Consider the following 18408-nt stretch of genomic DNA (forward strand, 5'->3'; position numbering starts at 1 on the left):
AATATGGAGTCATTATCAAAACAATTATGGTCTCAAGATGATTTAGAGACTTTAGCAAGGATTCACCGCAATCAAGAAGTTGTTCAAGGGATGGTGCAGTCAGTAGGATTTATAACCATGCCTGTTCCCCAAGAAAATGGAAAAATGGTATCGCAAGAAACCGAAGTTGCCATTTTCCGCCTAGAGGGAGGAGTTAAAGCATATTGCCCAGCTTCCGAATTTAGCCAGCATAGCTTTAAAACTCTTAATGGTTTCGTAGGAACCATCCAAAATCTAATGGTGATCCGTTTAGATTTAGAACACCAATTAGCAATTGTATCTGTAAAAAAGGCAGACCAATTCAAGCGTGAAAATTTCTGGAACACAATTAAATACCTTGATAAAAAAGGCGAATTGCAAAATGAAGTTTTCGAAGGTGTTGTATGGGGTCTTAATGAAAAAAATGAAAGGATTCATTGCCGTATAGATGGTACTGACTGCTTCATGTTGAAATATGATTGGGATTGGAACAATGGTGTTGACCTTGCAAACGTGGAACGTGGAATGAAAATTCAAGTGAAAGTATTACGTTTCGATGAAAGCTTAAACATTATCCAAGTATCACGTAAGGATACAATGCCCGATCCGTACAAAATTTTAGAACAAATGAAGGAAATGGAAGTTATTGTTGGTCGTGTTCATAATGTTCATCCAATCCACGGCATTTTTGTAAATGTTGAGCAAGGGGCTAGATTAAAAGCTCTAAAACCTCGACATTTACCAGAGCCTCTTCCTGGTGAAATTGTTTCCTGCCGTATACGAGAAATTGACGCAAAGAACCGAAAAGGAAAAGTAGTTATCATTGACTATCCGCAAGGCAAGAAAAAGCGTAACGATATTGGAAGTTTCTTATTCGAATAATGGAAGCACAAGTATCGGAACAACTTCAATATTTTTTATCGAAGGAAGGGGATGTTCCCTTTTGGGATCACCCCTCCATGTACGGGTATAAGAAATTACCAAAAAACTCTTTTCCTTTTATCAATATTGAGCAAGCTTTAAAAGCGTATCGGCAAGGCATCTTTGATGATTTAGATATTACTATTTTAAAAGTGGTCGGTGATGCGATTGCAGCCAATGAAGACCAGTTACGGAGATACCTTAGTACGAAAACATCTCGTTCAGATGTATCAATGAGACTGGAAAGGCTGCGAAGAAATGCCATGGTAGACCGTTGGCATTGCCGACTAGAAAACGATGAAAATGAGGAGTTTAAACCACCAGCTCCTTTTACTCTTGGAATTGGCGGATTTAAATTACTTAAACATTTTTATAATGATCAACCTTTTGTGAATCCGAATACTTGGGATAATCAGAATGCAAAATCTATACAACGGTATGTAGCAGTGAATGAACTGCGCTGTCGGTTAGTTAAGAGTAAAGCGATTAAAGGTTGGACATGGAATGGAGTAGTCGCTCATAACCGTAGATATAAAAAGCCACTTGGTGTAGCAGAAATTGAAACCGGTAAAGGCCGAGTGAATTTTATGATCGAGAGAGCTCAAATGTCACAAAACTTTATTGGATATTTACGAGATAAGCTGCATCAATGGAAACAAGTATTTGAGGCGAACGAGTCCTTTCCGATTGCTTTATTCCCAAATAATGTGCCTATCTTTGTCATCTCTTGTTCCACCATTTCTATGGCTGAATTTATTCATAAGCAGTTAATGCTCGATACGTATCCTTTCACCGTCTGGTTAGCAGTAGACGAACTAATGGATACCGAGGGTACTGGTAAATCCTTTTTTGCTCCTGATTCAGAAGCGATTAGGCGAATTCATGTTTCTTTCTTGGACAATATTGAATAAGTACCTGCCATATTAGATTTCTTTCGAAAGTAACTTTATGAAAAAAACATCTTTTGAGTTTTGAGGAGGAGTTTATGGAAAAGGAAGAACTTTTGGCAACAGTAACGGAGATAAAAAAACCCATTCAGGTATTATCTGAGATTCGTAGGGAGTACCGACAGTATCATACTCCGTATTTTAATGTAGCCAAGCTCCCTACGGTAATTAAAGCAATTCTAGGACTTTTGCTGTTTGGTGTAATCTCGCGTGTTGTACCTCTCATTAGTTTCGGAAATGGAATTTTATTAACCATTCTTGGGCTAGCTTCCATCATTTTTACATTCTTTGTATATTGGTATATAGAAGAAAAAATCAACCTAATCCAAATTAAGAGGAAAACGACCGCAAATGCTTCTAGAATCAAGGGCATTATTGATGAGGAAAAAAATATTATGAATTTCGTAGAAGAGAAGGGATTCCCATCGGATTATGCTTATCCTTCTGCTGTTGATTCGTTTGAAGGGTACCTCAAAAATTATCGTGCGGATTCTTTAAAAGAGTGCATTAACTTATATGAGCAGGAGATGCAACATCGGGAGCGCCTCAATGAATTACGATCGCTGCAGCAAATACAAGAAATGACTTTAAACGAAGCAAGAAGTGCGAAGAACTTGGCGTTCATGGGTCTTTTTGTTAGAAGGTAGAAAGGTAGATGTACTCCCGTTGTTATCTAATGGGAGTATTTTTTTTGAAAGGAGGTGTTGTGATTGTAATTGCAACAGGAATCGGAATGCCGGTTTTCTGGGAATTATTTAAATACTCGTTTGGGAAAGGGCATACCAATGCTATTTCCTCTGCGGATCACCATTCGATAGTGGATAAAAAAGTGAACTAATAAGGAGAAGAGTAGTGAAAAGATTTAATAGTTTAGCATTATTAATTTGTGTACTAGGATTTGTTATTTTTCCTAGTGTTAGACCGACGGTTGCGAAGGCAGATAGTAACAACAATCTTTCGAGCGGTGTTGCTGTTAACGGGACACTAGCTTCAGATACTTACCAATTCACTGCTGATAATGATGGAGAGGTATATATCGTACTTGACCAAGCTAATGCTGGATTCAATTTAAAACTCACTGATGTGGATGGAAATGAGATTACAAGTCAGGCCACTTCTGATGACACGAAAACAGCGGTAATAGAACAAAATATAGCATCAGGAACTTATACTGTAACAGTTGAACCGCAAGATTGGACTGGTGTATCAAGTGCTTCCTATCGCTTGAAGGCGACATATCCAGGTCTTAATACTAGAAATCCGGTTACTTTTGAGCCTAATGACACCTATGATACAGCCTATCCAGTTAACTCAGGCCAATTCTATGGTTCGACCATAGATTCAAGCACAGATCGAGATGTTTATAAATTTACAGAACTATCCGAACGAGAAAGCCCACTTCTTCAGATGTGGGATGAAAGTGAGGTCGAACAAGGTATGTCTACAGACATATCGATTGTTCGATTTTTTAAATTGCGAATGCGTGTTCTGAAATGATAAAATAAACCTTAAAGGGGAGGTGAATATGTTGGCTAAAACTAAAACTCCTAGTTATGTTTTAACACTGAGATTAAAGACAGAAATGTATCAAGAACATAAATTATCCAAACGATTCGAGATCGCTAGGAACATTTATAATGCGTGTTTGGGTGAATTGCTCAAGCGGTACTCTACATTAAAACAATCTAGAAGATATAGGGTTGTTTGCAAAATAGAAAAAGGCAGGGTCCGTAACACGATGTTCTCAGATTTGAACAAGGAGTTCGGTTTGGTCGAGTATTCACTCCATGAGTTCGTCAAACCCATGCAGCATATATTCAGAAAAAATATAGATTCTTTCACAAGCCAAAAAATAGCAACTAGGGCATTTAAGGCATTTGAAAAGATAATGTACAAGCAAGGCAAGAAGGTACATTTCAAAAGGTACGGTGAATTGGATTCTGTCGAAGGAAAGTCCAATTCAACGGGCATCCGATACAAAGACAATAGTATTATTTGGAATGGGGTTGTTCTTCGAACTATCACAAATAAAAATGATGTTTATGCTCACTTAGCTTTAAAAGATAAAATTAAGTTCGTTCGGATAAAAAGAGAATGGGTTAAAAACAAATATGTATACTATGCACAATTAGTCCTTAAGGGCGTGCCTCCGAAACAGTACAATTCCGAAGGAATTAAAGATAAAAACGTTATCCAAAAGAAAGTAGGAATCGATATAGGGACTTCCACGGTGGCGGTCTGTTCTGAAAGTGGAGTTATTTTGACAGAATTGGCACCAAACGTTGTTAAATTGGATAGAAGGATAAAAAACACCCAAAGAGCCCTGGATAGAAGTAAGAGAGCAACTAATCCTTTGAAATACAAAGAAGACGGAACTATCAATATCAACAATAAAGATAAATGGGTATTTTCAAAACGATATATGAAAAAGAAAGCACAACTAAAAGAGTTGCAGAGATTGAATAGAGCAAAAAGAAAACAAGACCACGAAACCCTTTCTAATGACATTCTCTCATTAGGAGACATAGTTTTCGTTGAAACCATGAGCTTTAAGGGACTCCAAAAAAGAGCAAAAGAAACAACAGTTAATGATAAAGGTAAGTTCAATAAAAAGAAAAGGTTTGGAAGAACGATCAGTAATAAAGCACCTTCGATGCTTTTAAATATTATTGAACGTAAACTTAAATACAGCGGTAAAAGTTTAAATAAAATAAACACGCATCTCGTAAAGGCAAGTCAGTATAATCATTTGACTGATACTTATGAAAAGAAAAAACTTCATAATAGATGGAATGATTTTGGTTTTTGTAAAATACAGAGGGATTTATATTCAGCATTTCTTCTCATGAACTGCAAGGAAAATTTAGAGGAAATAGACCGTAAATTATGTGAACAGAAATTCGAACAATTTAGATTGATGCACGACTTGGAGATAAAAAGATTAAGATTGAAAGAAAAAACACCCATAAGCATGGGCGTTTAATATATTAATATCGGTTTAGGTACGAGCCGTAACAATCGCTAATAGAAACGATGGTTTCTTTGGTTGTAAAAGTCTAATTGAACATACGTGAGTTCCTTTGTGTTGTAACTCGGAGAGTTTATACTCTTCAGGTGAGAGTATTGGAGAAACTTATAAGTAAATTAGAACCCCACTCCTTTAGGTGTGGGAGTATCAGAACGAATAAAGATGGAGAAATTTATTTAACTCTTGATCAAGCATCCGCAGGACTTAGTATGACGTTATTTGATGAAAATGGAAATTCTATTGCCAACTCAACGTTTTCGAATGGGTCTGAAAATGCTTCTATAGACCAATTATTACAACAAGGAACTTATTATGTAGCCGTTGAAGCTGGAGGTTGGAACGGTACAACATCAAAATCACCGTACCGATTCCGAGCAACCTATCCTGGTGAAATCAGTAGAGATCCAGTTACGTTAGAGCCAAACGACACGTTTGAAACATCCTCTTCTATGATTTCAGGAAAAAGTTTTTCGTCTAACCTATTTTCAAAACTCGATTCAGACGTGTTTCGAATTTATACAATGAATATATCAAAACCTATCGCTGGCACTATCATTAGTGTGTATGCAAAGGATGTTGCAGGTAATATGAGCGGAACAACTACCGTAAAAGTGATTGATAAAACACCGCCAGCTGCCCCGACCGTAAATACAGTAACGAGTAAAACTGTAGTTGTTCAAGGGAAATCTGAAGCGAACTCCATGGTATACATTTATTCTGGTAACAAGGTAATTGGTTCGGGAACAGCTGATGCAAAAGGGAACTTTAGTGTAAAAATTGCATCTCAGAAAAAAGGGACCAGTCTTCGTGTTTATGCTAAGGATGCATCGAATAATTTAAGTGCGGGAAAAGATATAAAAGTTAATTAATATTCGTATTATCTTTTAAAGGATACTTTTATTTTAATATGAATAGAATAACAAAAAGACTCGCTGCTGCTAACACTGAGTCTTCTGTGCAACGTAAGCCCGAAATATAAAAAAGAAGCGCACCTTCCGGTACGCATCACAAATAGCCGTAAAATCTGATTTTTTCAATCGAATTACGGCTTTTTCATTTATTTACTACATTCTGCCTGGATCATTTTTGACCAAGGCATGTATTGGTCTAAAATTTCAGGGTTTTGGTGGATGCTGAGATTCGGTAGATCCGTCAAAAGTTTCTTTATATATTCGTAGAAATCAACACCGTTACTCTTGGCGGTTTCTGCGATACTCAAACAGATGGCGTTCGCTTTTGCTCCTGCTTCACTAACACTAAAGAGCCAATTTTTTCTTCCTATAACGTTGGGACGGATGGCATTTTCGGCAGGATTATTATCAATTTCAATGCGTCCATCGTTCAGAAATGCTCTGAGCCCATTTGCCCTGTTCAATGTGTACTCGGCTGCTTTTGCGAGAGCATTTTTTCCGTAGAATGGTGACATTTCAACCCATTCAAAGAAGTTATCTACAATCGGCTTCGAGTATTTTTGGCGGTTTTTTCTGCGCTGACTCGGAGACAAATGTTTAAATTTCCTTTCGAGTCGATATAAATCGTCGCAATAGCTCACACCGATTCGCCCATAGTTGCTATCCGCTTTAAGCCAATAACGACGAACATGCGCCCAACAATTTGCGAATGTGATGCCCTCCAACTTATCGTAGGCAGAGTAACCGTCGCAAACAATCGTTCCAGAAAAACCTTCAATGAGACCTTCGAGGACAGAGCGAGCCCGTGATAATGCGCTATGAAAGAGAGTTATTGGCGGTCCTTGGCATGGAACACTTCGACACACCCAATTATAGGCATTGGTTTGACCAGATTTCCCATCGGATCGGCGGAGAATTTGTCCATACGTTTCATCAATATGTAAGAGAGATTTATTCATCATTAAATCTTTCAATCTCTCGTAAATAGGCAATAGCCAATCGTGGGATGCACGAATGACCCAATTCGAAAGGTTCTTATCGTTGGTATTGAGGCCATAACGATCCCATTCCTTTACCTGACGGTAAAGGGGCAAGTATTGTGAAAATTTATCATATATTACTTTGGCAAGTACGCTAGGACTTGCGATACTACGTTGAATGGGAACTTGCGGCGCTTTACCACGTTTAATTTGTGCTTGATGAAATGTAGAGCCTTTACAATTTTTACATTCATAAGCATGTTCAATGTGTTGGACTTTCTTCATTCTAGCAGGAATAAATTCTGCTTCTTCCCGTACGATTGTACTGCCAATTTCAATCATTTTCCCTTGGCAACAGTCACAGATCGTATTTTCTGGATGATGGTGAACATCTTCTACTTCAATACCATCATGCAATGAATCATTTCGTTTTTTCTTTTGAACTTTTCGTACAACAGTGTAAGAAATGGTCTGTTGGCTTTGTTCTCCTGTGTGCTCAGGTTCATTAAAAGACGGGTCATCTTCAAATAGTGATACTTGCCCATCTGGTGAATTGTATTTCGATTTTTCGGTTTTTGATCCATATAAAAGCTTAGTTAAATGGCGAACTTGCTCGGTTAACGCTTCGTTCTGTTTCAACGATTTATCCAATTTTTTTGATAGTTCTTGGTTTTGTTGATTCGAATGCGCCAATTGCTCTTCAAGTAATCGAATTAATCTATCAAATTGACTTTCACTTGTAGAAGAAACGTTCGTCACATCATTCACCACTCTTTGTTCGGATTCACTCTTCTTATTATAACGAGTTCAAACAGTGGAATAAAGGTAAAATAAAGGGCTTTAACGAATTTAAAAGACACCTTTTGATGATGGCTGAATGGCCTTTGGCTGCTGAATTGATAACCCTTCAAGGAGCCAGCGAAGCTCCTGTTGAGAAAGATTGCGTACTTCATCTTCATCTTTTGGCCATTGAAGTTTCCCGTTATCCAAACGTTTATAAAGCATGGCGAATCCATCACCATCAAAATATAAACATTTATAGCGATCTTTACTCCACCCTGAAAATAAGAAAATGGAATCGCCATATGGGTCAAGTTCGAAAGAATCTTGAATCAGTGTTGCCAGGCCATCAATTCCTTTTCTCATGTCTGTTTTACCACAAATGATATAAATATTTTTCACACTTGTATAATCGTGTATCACTGATTTTTCAGCTCCCTCATAACCGTTTGGATGATGTGCTCACCTACGCCGTTGAAGAAGGAAATTTCAACGTTTCCAGTTTTGACCGTGCAAGTAGGATTGGAGGAAATCACTACTGGATTTTTTGAGGAAGTATTTTTGTTTTCGGAATGTAATGTTACGGGGACAATGGTTAGTTTTTGTTGTGGCATATGAAAAGCACCTCCCTTAAATTGATACATTCATAGTACCTGAAGGCGCTGCTTGTTTATATGCGTTGTTTGATTGGGGGCTTACTGTGCAACCGCTATGTAGCCTGAAATGACTGCTACTGCAACGTCTTTATCGACAGGAAGACAGAAAAAGAGACTAGGAAATCTAGTCTCTTTTGTCATATTGTGGTATAATATTAGATAGCGAATACAATTACATAAGCAAGTGGGTGGTTTCACGCTTGTCCTTCCGTAAGTGGAAGGGAGGTGAAACCACGATGGACCTGCTAGAACACATTAACATTATAACACGCTTATTCCGAAATATACAACAAGGAACCGCCCTAGCCGTGCAAAGCGCATAGCAACTGAGATTGTACAGCGTATTAGTAACGGACATAGAAAAACCACCCGACCTCGCCAAAGGAAAAAGGGTGTTTCTTCTAAAAAGAATTAATTCCTCCACCTTGCTAGGTGTTTGAAATTGTTGATAGCCCAGAGCCCTATGTATCGAGCAAAGGGCTCTTTGTTTTCGAATCGCCCGTCCCCGACCAAGGAAAAAGGGTGGTTCTTCTAAGAAATTTTATGTTATTCACATTATAACACGTTTTTTCCAAAATATATAAGAAAAAAGGCCTCCCAACCACAACTAGAAGTTGTTGACCAAATTAACATTGAATGCTATTATTATGGATATTAGCAATGTGTTATTGTTAATACTCTTTCTAAAAGTTTTTTATGTACTCAGTGACGGAAACACTGAGTACTTCAATCGAATATTACAACGGGAAATACCCGAAATGAACATGATACTAGATTACTATTCGTAGTAAGACTAGCTGATCGTGTGCATTTCGGGTATTTTTTTTATCCACACAACTTTATAAAACATACAAAACCCAAACCAAATAAAAATTTATACCAAAAGCCTAATTAAATAGTTTAAATTCAAAACCTATAACACTTTTCATCACGGAGTGAAAACGATGAGCCATGTATTACTTGCCATTGGTGATAGTGGCTTCAGTCAGATATTAAGGAATCGGCTAAATGAGCATGATTTCGATGTATTAGAGAATGAAGTCCTGCACAGAGATTATTTAGAAGAATTTGTTAAAACAGAACGACCCGATATCCTGATCGTCCATGATTATTATTTAGCTAGTTCGAAGGAAAGCAAAGAGGATCGAGAAAAGGAGCTTCTCACTTTCTTCCAAAAAATTAGAATCCACCATGATGATGAGATTCGAGTTGTGTTCCTGTGTGAACGAGAAAAGGACGATCCTTTTCTTGCTGAATTAGTGAGCCGAAACGTCTTGGATATTTTTCATAACAAATCCATTAGCATACAAGAGTTAGTGGAGCAGCTGAAAGACCGCCCTCGTTTTTCTAGGGTATCGAAGTTTTTATCGGGTCATTCAGCACCCCATCCATCTTCAACCGGTATCACCCAACTTACTCCAACAGAAGAGTTATTTGAAATAGGAAATCTAGAAGAGGAAGAGGAGCCAGAGGAGACCACCACTGAAAAATCGCCAAAAGCAGTTAAAGAGAAAGTGGTCGTACAAAAAGTAGTCAACAAGCAAGTCGTTCAAAAAGTGGTTAATAAGCAAGTTGTTAAGCGGGATTATCATTTTCAGATATTGAATCAAGTCGAGCGAGTTGTGGGGGTGCCCATTGAAAAAAAGTTAGTTTTAATCGGCAGCCCGTTTGCTCGGTGTGGTAGCACTTTTGTGTCGCACTTACTAGCTAAGGAACTAACGAATATGGGAGTCAGCGTTACGTATATCGAAAGCCCGTATTCTCAACCGTATTCTTACGACCGCTTTATTGGCCATGAGGTGATTCCGGATTACCGAAGTAAATTTCATTATTTCTCTACGGAATTAAGCTCTAAAACACCGACTGTGTATGATTGGTCTTTTCATGATATTAACTTCATTGTAAAGAATCCTAGTCATGAACCAGTTTACAATGTGAAGGACCTACCCTTTGATGTATACGTGAAAGTATTACTCGCTTCTCAGTCTACCGTCACCATTATAGATATCGGAACAGGGTGGAACCAAGAAATCTATCAGGACATTTATGATATTGCCTCTAATGCTTATTTTATTATCGAGCCAGATATTTGCAATATTCAATACTTAGCTGATCCTGATAACCATTTAACCTCCTTCGTTCGAACAGCTCTGAACGATAAGAAAACTTCCTTAATTGGGAATCGGTTTGATCCTGCCATTATGAAATATGATGTGATCCAAGACCTTTACGCCGAAAAGATTAAAACGTTGATTCCAGAGTTCCCGTCAAAAGATGTTTTTGAATCCCAGTATAAAGGAACATTTTTAAATGATATGAATCAACATCAAAAGCAAATATATGAAGCACTTGCTCCCATCGTAGAGGATTTATTACCAAAAGAATTCATTAAACAGCAAGGGAAGCAAACTGGATTTTTTAAAGGGTTATTTAACAAGAAAATCACAGTTGAAAAATCTGAAAAGAGAAAGGTGAATCTAAATGAAGCCGGCCGTTAAAATTGCACTCGGCATCTTTACCTCACTTGCAACAATAGGATTTATTTTTTTCTATGATTCGTTTATCAAGAATAAAATCGATTCCGCCGAGGTTGTCGTGGTGAAACCAGGAGCAGAAATTTTAAAGTCAGACCCCATAACGCAGGATAACTTAATGTTACAAAGACGTCCAAAAGAGACCCTTGTATCAGGTACCATATTAGCCAATCAAATGAAGTCCATCCTTGGTTATGACGCTAACGAGGACCTAATTGGAAATGAAATTGTTTCTAGCGACATGGTTGATAAGGATGGAATGGTGCCTAATGCGAAAAAAGGAGAATCTATTCGTCCTATCACAAAAGACATGATTTATGCGGAGCCAGGATCTCTTCGTCGAAAGGATACCATTGATATTTACTTAGTTGATGGTATAAAAAACCCGAATCAATCAGGGAATGTAGCTTCTGCAGTGCAACAAAGTTCTTTCGGTAACAAGCCATTCTTACAAAATGTAAAAGTAGTCTATGTGAAAGACAGCAACAACAAAGAAGTTATTTCCCCTCAAGATGAAAAAACGGACGATAAGCGATTAGATGCAACATCGAAAATTAGTGATCTGGAAGTTATTTTAAACGAAGATGATTTCCAAGGCTTAATGAAACAGGTCGTAGGAAATGGGGCTAAGTTGTACATTACTTACCATTAAAGGAGTCATTACAAGTGATCTTAACAGTCATTTCTAAAAATACACTTTATAAAGAATTATTTAGTAAAGAATCGGAAATTGAACAAGTTTTATTATGGAATGAGTTAAAAAGTCCAACGGTCGACGTGAAGGCCGTCTTATTGGATGGTGACATTGTTGATATTGAACACTTAGAGGCAATACGAGAAGTTTTCAAACAGCAATCCATTTTTTATAAGCCGAAATCCGTTAATAGTGATGCCGTTATGAAAAGTATAACTCGTTTATGCGCTGCTCATAAGGTGACACTGCTAAATGAACACCTGACGGTTCAGCAAGTGGTAGAAAAGTTATTAAATCAAATCACAGACCGAGAAGATTATCTTTCAAAGCGGATCATCAGCTTTTTTGGAACTCATAGCGGAGCTGGTGTTAGTACGACAGTACTCAATTTAGCCAGATCTTTATCCAAGCAAGTGGAAGGACGAGTATTAGTCCTTAGTTTAAATACGTGGGACCCCTGTGATTACTTCTATCATTATCAAGGGCACTATTTAAATGACTTAAAGGTAGATTTGAAGACTCAGAACTTAACGAAGTATCGCCTCTCTGAAGCGGTGTATTATCACGAGGGTTTTTATCATTTGGCAGGAAACCGAGATATAAAAATGCAACGGTTTTATCAACCGAGTGAAATTGAGCACTTACTGAAAGTAGCTAAAGCAACGTTTGATGTCATTTTAATCGACGGAGGCACTCATTTTGACTCTGCAGGTACGGTTCAAGCCTTCCTATCCAGCAATTTAAAGTTTTTAGTGACGAATCAGGAAGAGAAAGGATATCGAGGATATTATCCATACGTGTTCCAACAACTAATTGAGCCAGCCGGAGGAAAAGCGGAAGATTTTATGCTAGTGATCAATAGATTTCAGCCTTCCAATACGATGATTACGGAAAAAGCACTGGAAGATGAATTGAATATGACGAGGGTTGCTACCATACCGGACATGGGCGATTTGGGAACACTGTCTGCTTATCAGAAGAAGCTTCTTTATGATATGACTGATTCCTTTTACCAAAAGAATATAGATTTGATTTCAAACTTAATTATTTCGGAAGCACGACTCAAAGAAAAACCGATTGAGGAAGAGAAGAAGCAGAAAAAAGGCATCTTTGGGATTTTTACGTAAAAAGAAAGGAGGTCGTCCTTAATGGGGAAACTCGAAAAAGATTTAGGATTGGATGTTCCTTTTAGTCCTGCGGAATGGTTGAGTAAAACAATCGCTGAAAAGGGATTAAAACAAAACCATGTCACGGTGTATAGAAGAAAGAAAACCTTTAAACAAATATGCAAAATCATCCACGGTGAATTAAGTGACATTATCGTCGATGAGACAGCTGGCACGAATGGAAATGCAAAAGATAATGTTTGGCTTGAACGTCAGCACTTAGCTGTTATAGGGGATGAACAAGCAATGGCTTATTTCATCACCAAAATTACAGAAGTGCTTTCCAAGCACAATATTACAAGCAATGATTTTCCTTCTTTTTATGATTCACTGGCTGAAGCTATTTTTCATGAAGTATGGGGCGTTAGTATTCTTCACAAATGGGACAAGATTCCCGAAAGTGAAGCAGCGGTTATTCGCGGGACTGAGCTTTGGATGGATATTAAAGGGAAGTTCATTAAACAAAGTGAAGAGTTTGAGAGCTTAGAAGCAGTTGAGCGTGTAAAACGTGCATTTACGCTTCGGACAAAAGACGCGGTAATCAATGAGCAAACTCCTGAACTAGAAATAGAAAGAGAAGATGGCTCCCGTATTACCATGATCCAAAAGCCAAGAGGGAAAGACAATTATATAATGTTCCGACGGTTTGTAGTCAAAAATATGAGCCTAGAGGAACAAGCACACTTAAATACAATACGTGAGGAAGATATTCCTTTTTTCCGTGCGTTATCACGAAGTATGGCGAATATCATTTTTGCAGGGCGTGTGCGCTCAGCTAAAACAACTTTCATGAAAACGATGCTACGGGAAAGAGATCCTTCCTATGTAGCAGCGGCAATGGAAAAACACTTTGAACTTAATCTGTCAGACCAATTTAAAGACCGTTTAATCTTTGAAATACAAGCCAAAGAGGGCGACCTTCATCACGCGGTGCCAAGGCTTTTGAGAATGGAACATGACTATATCGTCGTTGGGGAAATTCGTTCACTAGAAACCGAAGGTTATCTCCAGTCAACCGAGAGAGGGGAACGTGGAGCTTTCTCCACTTATCACTTAACAGATGTAAAAAATGTTGTACCTCAGATCACTCGTCATATTCTGGATGAATTTCCTAACCGTAAGTTTGATAATGAATTGGCTCGTGTTGCAAAGAACATTGATATCATCGTCACGATGAGTTCAGACCGAGACAGACGGAGAAAAAGGGTTATATCTGTTACCGAAGTGATTTGGGACGATGAAAATCAGAAACATAGTACGAATGATTTGATTCGATATAGCCCGGTTACAGATAAATACTATTATTCTTCTAACATTTCAAAAGACCTCTTGTACTTAATGGCAGCTGAGAGTCTGGAAGACACTAAGATTTTATATCAGCATCTTAAAAAGCAAGAAAAAGTTTCTTCTATGACAGATTACGACCAAATTAAAGATGAGATTCTTGAAATTTTGCTAGGTGAAGATATATGAGTCAGGATACTTTTTATCACTGGTTCTGGCAGCAAGGATGTCTCTGGATATTATATGGTGTTTTGTTAGTGGTGGGATTATGGACATCCAAACAAATCATGTTCACAACGATTAAAGATAGATATCACGAGTGGCATTACCGGTACCGAATTCGTTTAGTTCGTTCTAGCCATGGACAATCCGACGAGAACAATTATAACAATGCTTTTTTAGATCATTTAAGGCTTCTCATTCGCACGACAAGTGATAATCGAAATGAGTTTGATGTTCTGATCTTGGTCACATTTTCTGCCTTAATTGGGATTACTTCTTGCCTGTTTATGCTGATCTCGTTCGGTGACCTTCTAACCTCATTGCTATTTGGAATCTTGTTGTCGACCATGCCTTATCTATATTTACGTGTACGATTGAACAAATTGCGTTATCGCATGAGTGTAGATTTTATTTATATCGTCCAACGGTTAACCCAGCATTACAACGCTTTACACCACGATATCTATCATGCATTAGCAGAAACGCAAAAAGAGATTACAGATCCAGTGTTAAGGAAAGTACTCATTCGATTAATTTCGGACTTGCAGGTCTCAAGAAATGAGCATGACTTAAGAAAGAGTATCAAAGTATTTATTTATACATCTGGAACCAACTGGTCCAAACGATTAGGCAGCATCATTCTAAAAGCATTTTTGTACAAAGAAAATGTTTTGAATGCCTTGATCGTATTAACGAAGCAAATGGAAGAAACCTCTGAAATGCTAGAAGAAGAAAAAAGCCAGACCATTGATGCAGTTTATAACGGTTATCTAACGATTCCATTATTCATCGGTTCTTTGTTTTTAGGAAAGTACACAGCAAACTCTCAAAATTGGTTCTCGTTGCAATTCGGTAATAAATGGAATCTATTTTTGTTTTGCCTAAGTCTATTGGGTGTACTGTTTTCAGTTATTATTTCTTCGTTCCTGAAACGACCAAAAAACGACCTGTAAAAGAAAGGAGAAGCCCATGCAGAAACAAGTATTTTTATATTCGTGCTTACCTTATCTGATATACGGAGTCTCCTTTCTTTTAGCAGCAGTTGCGGGCATATTGGTGTATGTCGGCCTCACCTCTAAACAGGAAAGAATTCAAAATCGACTTCGGATACGAAAGAATCTGAATAAGAATAAAGAGAGACTTGTTCAAAACGCCAAACTCACAAAGGCAGAGGAATTGTTAAAGAAAGCACATTATCCGTTAGGGCTTAACGGGATGCGTTATTACATGCTATTTGGCTCATTTGTATTATTCCTCCTGTTTATGTACGTTTTTATTCCCTTAGTGGAGCAGGGTGGAATGACGAAAATGATTATGACAGCCATCATCATCATTCTATTGTTTGTTGTTCTATTCTTCCCGTTGATTCCGTTCTCGTTATTCGTGTTTATCATGAAGAAGGTAGTGGACTATCATCAAACGAAGAAAAACGTGGAAGTTTTTATGTTGTATGACCTATTAATCAATGAAATTGAAATGATGAGTATTCATAGAATTAACACCTATAACATTGTCCGAAACATCCTGCCATACTTTGATATTTTACAAAAGCCTTTAACCAGTCTTTTATCCGCTTGGAGTTCCGAAGAAGGTCCGAAAGCAGGACTCGATAAATTTGCGGAGGAATTAGGTTCCAAAGAATCCCTTGCTTTAATTGGGGTTATGAAAAATCTTGATGACTTAGATCGGAACACCGCATTGGAACAACTAAAAGGCATGCACCAAATGTTTGTAAAAGCTCAAATTGAAAACTATCGGAGACGATGGAAAGTAAAGACTGACTTATTGGGTATTCCTATCAAAACGACACACTTTGTTATTATTCTAAACTTCTTAGTTGTGATCGTAACGATGGTTTCCATCATTTTAGAAGCTTCCCATAAATCGGGATGATTTGTCTTTCTTTAAAGGAGGTGAGAATGGATGAATAAATCGCTTGCGACCTTCATGGGCATAGCCGTCACTGCCATCGTTATTGCATCTCTCATCTTCGGCACCATGTATGGACTCATGGGAGGGATAGCTGGTGATGTCAATAACTATATCAATAATAGCGGATAGAGGAGGCGAGACGGTATGAATAAATCGCTTGCGACCTTTATGGGTATAGCTAGTGTGGCCATTATTACCATTAGTTTATTATTTGGGGTCACATTTAATGGCGTAAAAGAGAAAAGTAATTATCAACAAGATTTACTAAGGACTCAAAATCAAATACAAACAAAATAAGTTACTAAAACTCTTTCACCCTATCACCTCTTATTCATGTACAAGTACAGAAGGGAGTACAAAACCATTGAATAAGACCATAACAACGTTTCTTGCAATAGCGATTACTTCTATTGCCATTGCAACCTTTCTGTTTGGCCAAGCCTATAGCATGGTCACCTCAGAAAGCCAAGTATACTCGACTCAAATTAATAATGTACGTGTGACTCCTTAATGGAATCCACGTTCAAATATAAATAATATTTTTTAGGAGATTTAATAATCATGAATAAAACTTTATCAACTTTTCTTGGAATTGCAGTATCAGTAGTAGCGATTGGAGCATTTTTATTTGGAGTTTGTTACAACATGACAGGTACACAAGCTACATCCTATCAAGGTGATGTAACGGGCGTACATTCCAAACTTCCTACTCCTTAAGTTCCTGATGCTCATATTCTGCTAGGGGGGGACACCCCCCTCCTATGCAATAAAAGAAGGTGAAACGAATGTCTAAGGCTTTAGCGGAATGGATGACCTTAATCATTGTCATTAATATTATGTTTGCGCCCATTTTGACCTATATAGATAGTTTACAAAGAGAAGCAGTGGAAGTTGTTTTAACGGAGGGAGCTAAAGAAGCGTCCATTCAAGGTCAGTTTACTCCACAGATCATTCAAGGCATGAAAGATGCATTATCGAATCAATATCATTTTGATGCTAGCAAAATAAATATCCAAGCGACCACTACATTAACACTAAGAAATCAGTATCTCCAAGCCAGTATCGAAGCGCCAAGAGGTTTTATCTTTATATTAGATATTTTTCACTTAAATCAACCTTTAACATTCAAGGAATCTACCAAAATTATGAGTGAATATATTAACTAGGGGAATGTTATATGTCTACAGCGTTGAGGACCATTCTATTGGTTGTTTTGTTTGCCTTTATCATGAGTCTACAAGTGAATTTAGATGCTGATAAAACCAGTACATTTAAGATGAAGAATGCCTTAGAATTGGCGGTACACGACGGTGCCCTAGCTCTATCTTCAGCCGACCTGGCAAATGGGAAGATCGTATTTGACCAAAATGCTGCGCTCAATAATATTCAAGCCAGCTTGGATACAAATTTGAATCTCACCAGTAATGCAGGCTACGTATATACTCCAAATGCAAACTCGTTCTTTAAAAATAATCTTTATCTTGTTGATTTAGAATTTATCGATGATAACGTAACAACGACTTATCCATACATTTACAATAATCCAAACTACAATATCAGTAAAACAGTAAATGGCCCAAGCATAATAGCCATTATGACTACCGACAGCCCCCGCTGGTTTAATGGGAGCGACACCATTATTAGACAGGCAGCGGTTTATGAATATAAAAAATAATGTTTAAGCCCGTCATTGCATCCTATATTAAGAGATAAAAGAGTTGGGGTATTAAATCCTAGTTATTAGCTTGTTGCATGAGCACTTACAAGGAGAACAGAGAAATGCTGAGGAAAAAAATGATTGGAAAAATGGGATTCCTTTCCGCTACGTTCATTAGTGGGGTACTAATACTAGGTGCTGGCATAACAGAGGCTCAAACGATCAAGTCAACAGTCTCGCCTACAAAGGGACCTGTTATAGGGAATGAGTTAATCTTTGAGAAAGCGAATCTTGTTGTTTCGAAACTAGAGAAACAACATCAGTTAACGCGTATCAAGAGAGAGGATGTTATGTCCTTGATTTCCTTACAACTTGCGGGGACAGAGTTTTATTTACCAACTCAGTTGAAACAATTAAAGGAAATCAAAAAGGTTTTAAGCGATTCGCAAATCAGTAACATCCCAGAGCTTCAACCGCTGATTCAAAAAGTGGATCAGCGAATGGAGTCCACAAAGGACGATAAAGAGGGGGAACAGTATACCCTCATTACGGATGAAAAAGCGAAGAAAAGTACGCAAAGTACCCATAATATTTTTTCAATCATTTTTGAAAAGATCTCCCATTTCTTTAGTTCCATTTTTTAAGGAGAGAGGACTTCTCTCCTTATCCTTGCTTATA

General features: G+C 37.8%; 23 protein-coding genes. 20 read left to right on the forward strand and 3 right to left on the reverse strand.

Annotation, left to right across the window (positions count from 1 at the left end):
* Positions 1–3 precede the first annotated feature (3 nt).
* From HPT25_RS26205 to HPT25_RS26235, 7 genes are all read left to right on the forward strand, one after another.
* Positions 4–900, forward strand: a complete 897-nt coding sequence (locus HPT25_RS26205) for a hypothetical protein (protein WP_173071530.1) — start codon at positions 4–6, stop codon at positions 898–900.
* The gene (locus HPT25_RS26210) at positions 900–1850 is read left to right on the forward strand and encodes a hypothetical protein (protein WP_173071532.1); all 951 of its coding nucleotides are present in this window, start codon (positions 900–902) and stop codon (positions 1848–1850) included. The genes HPT25_RS26205 and HPT25_RS26210 overlap by 1 nt, the downstream gene beginning before the upstream one ends.
* A gap of 74 nt (positions 1851–1924) precedes the next feature.
* On the forward strand, positions 1925–2533 hold the full coding sequence (locus HPT25_RS26215; RefSeq protein WP_173071534.1) for a hypothetical protein: 609 nt from the start codon (positions 1925–1927) through the stop codon (positions 2531–2533).
* A gap of 44 nt (positions 2534–2577) precedes the next feature.
* A complete protein-coding gene (locus HPT25_RS26220; RefSeq protein ID WP_173071536.1) occupies positions 2578–2724 on the forward strand; it encodes a hypothetical protein in 147 nt (48 codons plus the stop codon).
* A gap of 14 nt (positions 2725–2738) precedes the next feature.
* Entirely contained in the window at positions 2739–3383 is a 645-nt protein-coding gene (locus HPT25_RS26225) for a hypothetical protein (protein ID WP_173071538.1), read from the forward strand.
* A 28-nt stretch (positions 3384–3411) separates the two neighbouring features.
* On the forward strand, positions 3412–4869 hold the full coding sequence (locus HPT25_RS26230; protein WP_173071540.1) for a transposase: 1458 nt from the start codon (positions 3412–3414) through the stop codon (positions 4867–4869).
* 140 nt (positions 4870–5009) lie between these two features.
* Entirely contained in the window at positions 5010–5783 is a 774-nt protein-coding gene (locus HPT25_RS26235) for an Ig-like domain-containing protein (protein ID WP_173071542.1), read from the forward strand.
* 188 nt (positions 5784–5971) lie between these two features.
* Here the strand turns inward: HPT25_RS26235 and tnpC are convergent, their stop codons facing one another.
* The 3 genes from tnpC to HPT25_RS26250 form a co-directional block, all read right to left on the reverse strand.
* Complete coding sequence (gene tnpC, locus HPT25_RS26240) at positions 5972–7564, reverse strand: IS66 family transposase (protein WP_173071544.1); 1593 nt, start codon at positions 7562–7564, stop codon at positions 5972–5974.
* A gap of 90 nt (positions 7565–7654) precedes the next feature.
* The gene (gene tnpB / locus HPT25_RS26245) at positions 7655–8008 is read right to left on the reverse strand and encodes an IS66 family insertion sequence element accessory protein TnpB (protein ID WP_217270003.1); all 354 of its coding nucleotides are present in this window, start codon (positions 8006–8008) and stop codon (positions 7655–7657) included.
* Positions 8005–8199, reverse strand: a complete 195-nt coding sequence (locus tag HPT25_RS26250) for a hypothetical protein (RefSeq protein WP_173071546.1) — start codon at positions 8197–8199, stop codon at positions 8005–8007. Before HPT25_RS26250 ends, tnpB begins: the two co-directional genes overlap by 4 nt.
* A 986-nt stretch (positions 8200–9185) precedes the next feature.
* Here HPT25_RS26250 and HPT25_RS26255 point away from each other — a divergent pair.
* From HPT25_RS26255 to HPT25_RS26315, 13 genes are all read left to right on the forward strand, one after another.
* Positions 9186–10739, forward strand: coding sequence for a hypothetical protein (locus HPT25_RS26255; protein WP_173071548.1), 1554 nt, complete (start codon positions 9186–9188; stop codon positions 10737–10739).
* Positions 10723–11427 carry a hypothetical protein gene (locus HPT25_RS26260; protein WP_173071550.1) on the forward strand — a complete coding sequence of 235 codons (705 nt, stop codon included), beginning with the start codon at positions 10723–10725 and terminating at the stop codon, positions 11425–11427. The genes HPT25_RS26255 and HPT25_RS26260 overlap by 17 nt, the downstream gene beginning before the upstream one ends.
* A gap of 14 nt (positions 11428–11441) precedes the next feature.
* Positions 11442–12596, forward strand: a complete 1155-nt coding sequence (locus HPT25_RS26265) for a P-loop NTPase family protein (protein ID WP_173071552.1) — start codon at positions 11442–11444, stop codon at positions 12594–12596.
* A gap of 21 nt (positions 12597–12617) precedes the next feature.
* Positions 12618–14108, forward strand: a complete 1491-nt coding sequence (locus tag HPT25_RS26270) for an ATPase, T2SS/T4P/T4SS family (protein ID WP_173071554.1) — start codon at positions 12618–12620, stop codon at positions 14106–14108.
* Positions 14105–15094 carry a hypothetical protein gene (locus HPT25_RS26275; RefSeq protein ID WP_173071556.1) on the forward strand — a complete coding sequence of 330 codons (990 nt, stop codon included), beginning with the start codon at positions 14105–14107 and terminating at the stop codon, positions 15092–15094. Before HPT25_RS26270 ends, HPT25_RS26275 begins: the two co-directional genes overlap by 4 nt.
* A 16-nt stretch (positions 15095–15110) precedes the next feature.
* The gene (locus HPT25_RS26280) at positions 15111–16034 is read left to right on the forward strand and encodes a hypothetical protein (RefSeq protein WP_173071558.1); all 924 of its coding nucleotides are present in this window, start codon (positions 15111–15113) and stop codon (positions 16032–16034) included.
* A 30-nt stretch (positions 16035–16064) separates the two neighbouring features.
* On the forward strand, positions 16065–16202 hold the full coding sequence (locus HPT25_RS26285; RefSeq protein ID WP_173071560.1) for a hypothetical protein: 138 nt from the start codon (positions 16065–16067) through the stop codon (positions 16200–16202).
* 15 nt (positions 16203–16217) lie between these two features.
* On the forward strand, positions 16218–16370 hold the full coding sequence (locus HPT25_RS26290) for a hypothetical protein (protein ID WP_173071562.1): 153 nt from the start codon (positions 16218–16220) through the stop codon (positions 16368–16370).
* Positions 16371–16437: 67 nt separating this feature from the next.
* A complete protein-coding gene (locus tag HPT25_RS26295; protein ID WP_173071564.1) occupies positions 16438–16584 on the forward strand; it encodes a hypothetical protein in 147 nt (48 codons plus the stop codon).
* 50 nt (positions 16585–16634) lie between these two features.
* Positions 16635–16790: a hypothetical protein gene (locus HPT25_RS26300; protein ID WP_173071566.1), complete on the forward strand. Its 156-nt coding sequence runs from the start codon at positions 16635–16637 to the stop codon at positions 16788–16790.
* Positions 16791–16858: 68 nt separating this feature from the next.
* On the forward strand, positions 16859–17239 hold the full coding sequence (locus HPT25_RS26305) for a hypothetical protein (RefSeq protein ID WP_173071568.1): 381 nt from the start codon (positions 16859–16861) through the stop codon (positions 17237–17239).
* A gap of 11 nt (positions 17240–17250) precedes the next feature.
* The gene (locus HPT25_RS26310; RefSeq protein WP_173071570.1) at positions 17251–17748 is read left to right on the forward strand and encodes a peptidase M23; all 498 of its coding nucleotides are present in this window, start codon (positions 17251–17253) and stop codon (positions 17746–17748) included.
* Positions 17749–17852: 104 nt separating this feature from the next.
* Complete coding sequence (locus tag HPT25_RS26315; protein ID WP_173071572.1) at positions 17853–18374, forward strand: hypothetical protein; 522 nt, start codon at positions 17853–17855, stop codon at positions 18372–18374.
* The last annotated feature ends 34 nt before the right edge of the window (positions 18375–18408 follow it).

The organism is Neobacillus endophyticus (assembly GCF_013248975.1).
In the GTDB taxonomy this organism is placed as follows: Bacteria; Bacillota; Bacilli; order Bacillales; family Cytobacillaceae; genus Neobacillus; species Neobacillus endophyticus.

What these genes read in the sequence shown, in the direction of transcription:
- HPT25_RS26255 (WP_173071548.1), top strand. Translation starts at nt 9,186, where the DNA reads ATGAGCCATGTATTACTTGCCATTGGTGATAGTGGCTTCAGTCAGATA.
- HPT25_RS26290 (WP_173071562.1), top strand. Translation starts at nt 16,218, where the DNA reads ATGAATAAATCGCTTGCGACCTTTATGGGTATAGCTAGTGTGGCCATT.
- HPT25_RS26210 (WP_173071532.1), top strand. Translation starts at nt 900, where the DNA reads ATGGAAGCACAAGTATCGGAACAACTTCAATATTTTTTATCGAAGGAA.
- HPT25_RS26305 (WP_173071568.1), top strand. Translation starts at nt 16,859, where the DNA reads ATGTCTAAGGCTTTAGCGGAATGGATGACCTTAATCATTGTCATTAAT.
- HPT25_RS26315 (WP_173071572.1), top strand. Translation starts at nt 17,853, where the DNA reads ATGCTGAGGAAAAAAATGATTGGAAAAATGGGATTCCTTTCCGCTACG.
- HPT25_RS26205 (WP_173071530.1), top strand. Translation starts at nt 4, where the DNA reads ATGGAGTCATTATCAAAACAATTATGGTCTCAAGATGATTTAGAGACT.
- HPT25_RS26280 (WP_173071558.1), top strand. Translation starts at nt 15,111, where the DNA reads ATGCAGAAACAAGTATTTTTATATTCGTGCTTACCTTATCTGATATAC.
- HPT25_RS26230 (WP_173071540.1), top strand. Translation starts at nt 3,412, where the DNA reads ATGTTGGCTAAAACTAAAACTCCTAGTTATGTTTTAACACTGAGATTA.
- HPT25_RS26285 (WP_173071560.1), top strand. Translation starts at nt 16,065, where the DNA reads ATGAATAAATCGCTTGCGACCTTCATGGGCATAGCCGTCACTGCCATC.
- HPT25_RS26275 (WP_173071556.1), top strand. Translation starts at nt 14,105, where the DNA reads ATGAGTCAGGATACTTTTTATCACTGGTTCTGGCAGCAAGGATGTCTC.
- HPT25_RS26260 (WP_173071550.1), top strand. Translation starts at nt 10,723, where the DNA reads ATGAAGCCGGCCGTTAAAATTGCACTCGGCATCTTTACCTCACTTGCA.
- HPT25_RS26300 (WP_173071566.1), top strand. Translation starts at nt 16,635, where the DNA reads ATGAATAAAACTTTATCAACTTTTCTTGGAATTGCAGTATCAGTAGTA.
- HPT25_RS26310 (WP_173071570.1), top strand. Translation starts at nt 17,251, where the DNA reads ATGTCTACAGCGTTGAGGACCATTCTATTGGTTGTTTTGTTTGCCTTT.
- HPT25_RS26215 (WP_173071534.1), top strand. Translation starts at nt 1,925, where the DNA reads ATGGAAAAGGAAGAACTTTTGGCAACAGTAACGGAGATAAAAAAACCC.
- HPT25_RS26270 (WP_173071554.1), top strand. Translation starts at nt 12,618, where the DNA reads ATGGGGAAACTCGAAAAAGATTTAGGATTGGATGTTCCTTTTAGTCCT.
- HPT25_RS26250 (WP_173071546.1), bottom strand. Translation starts at nt 8,199, where the DNA reads ATGCCACAACAAAAACTAACCATTGTCCCCGTAACATTACATTCCGAA.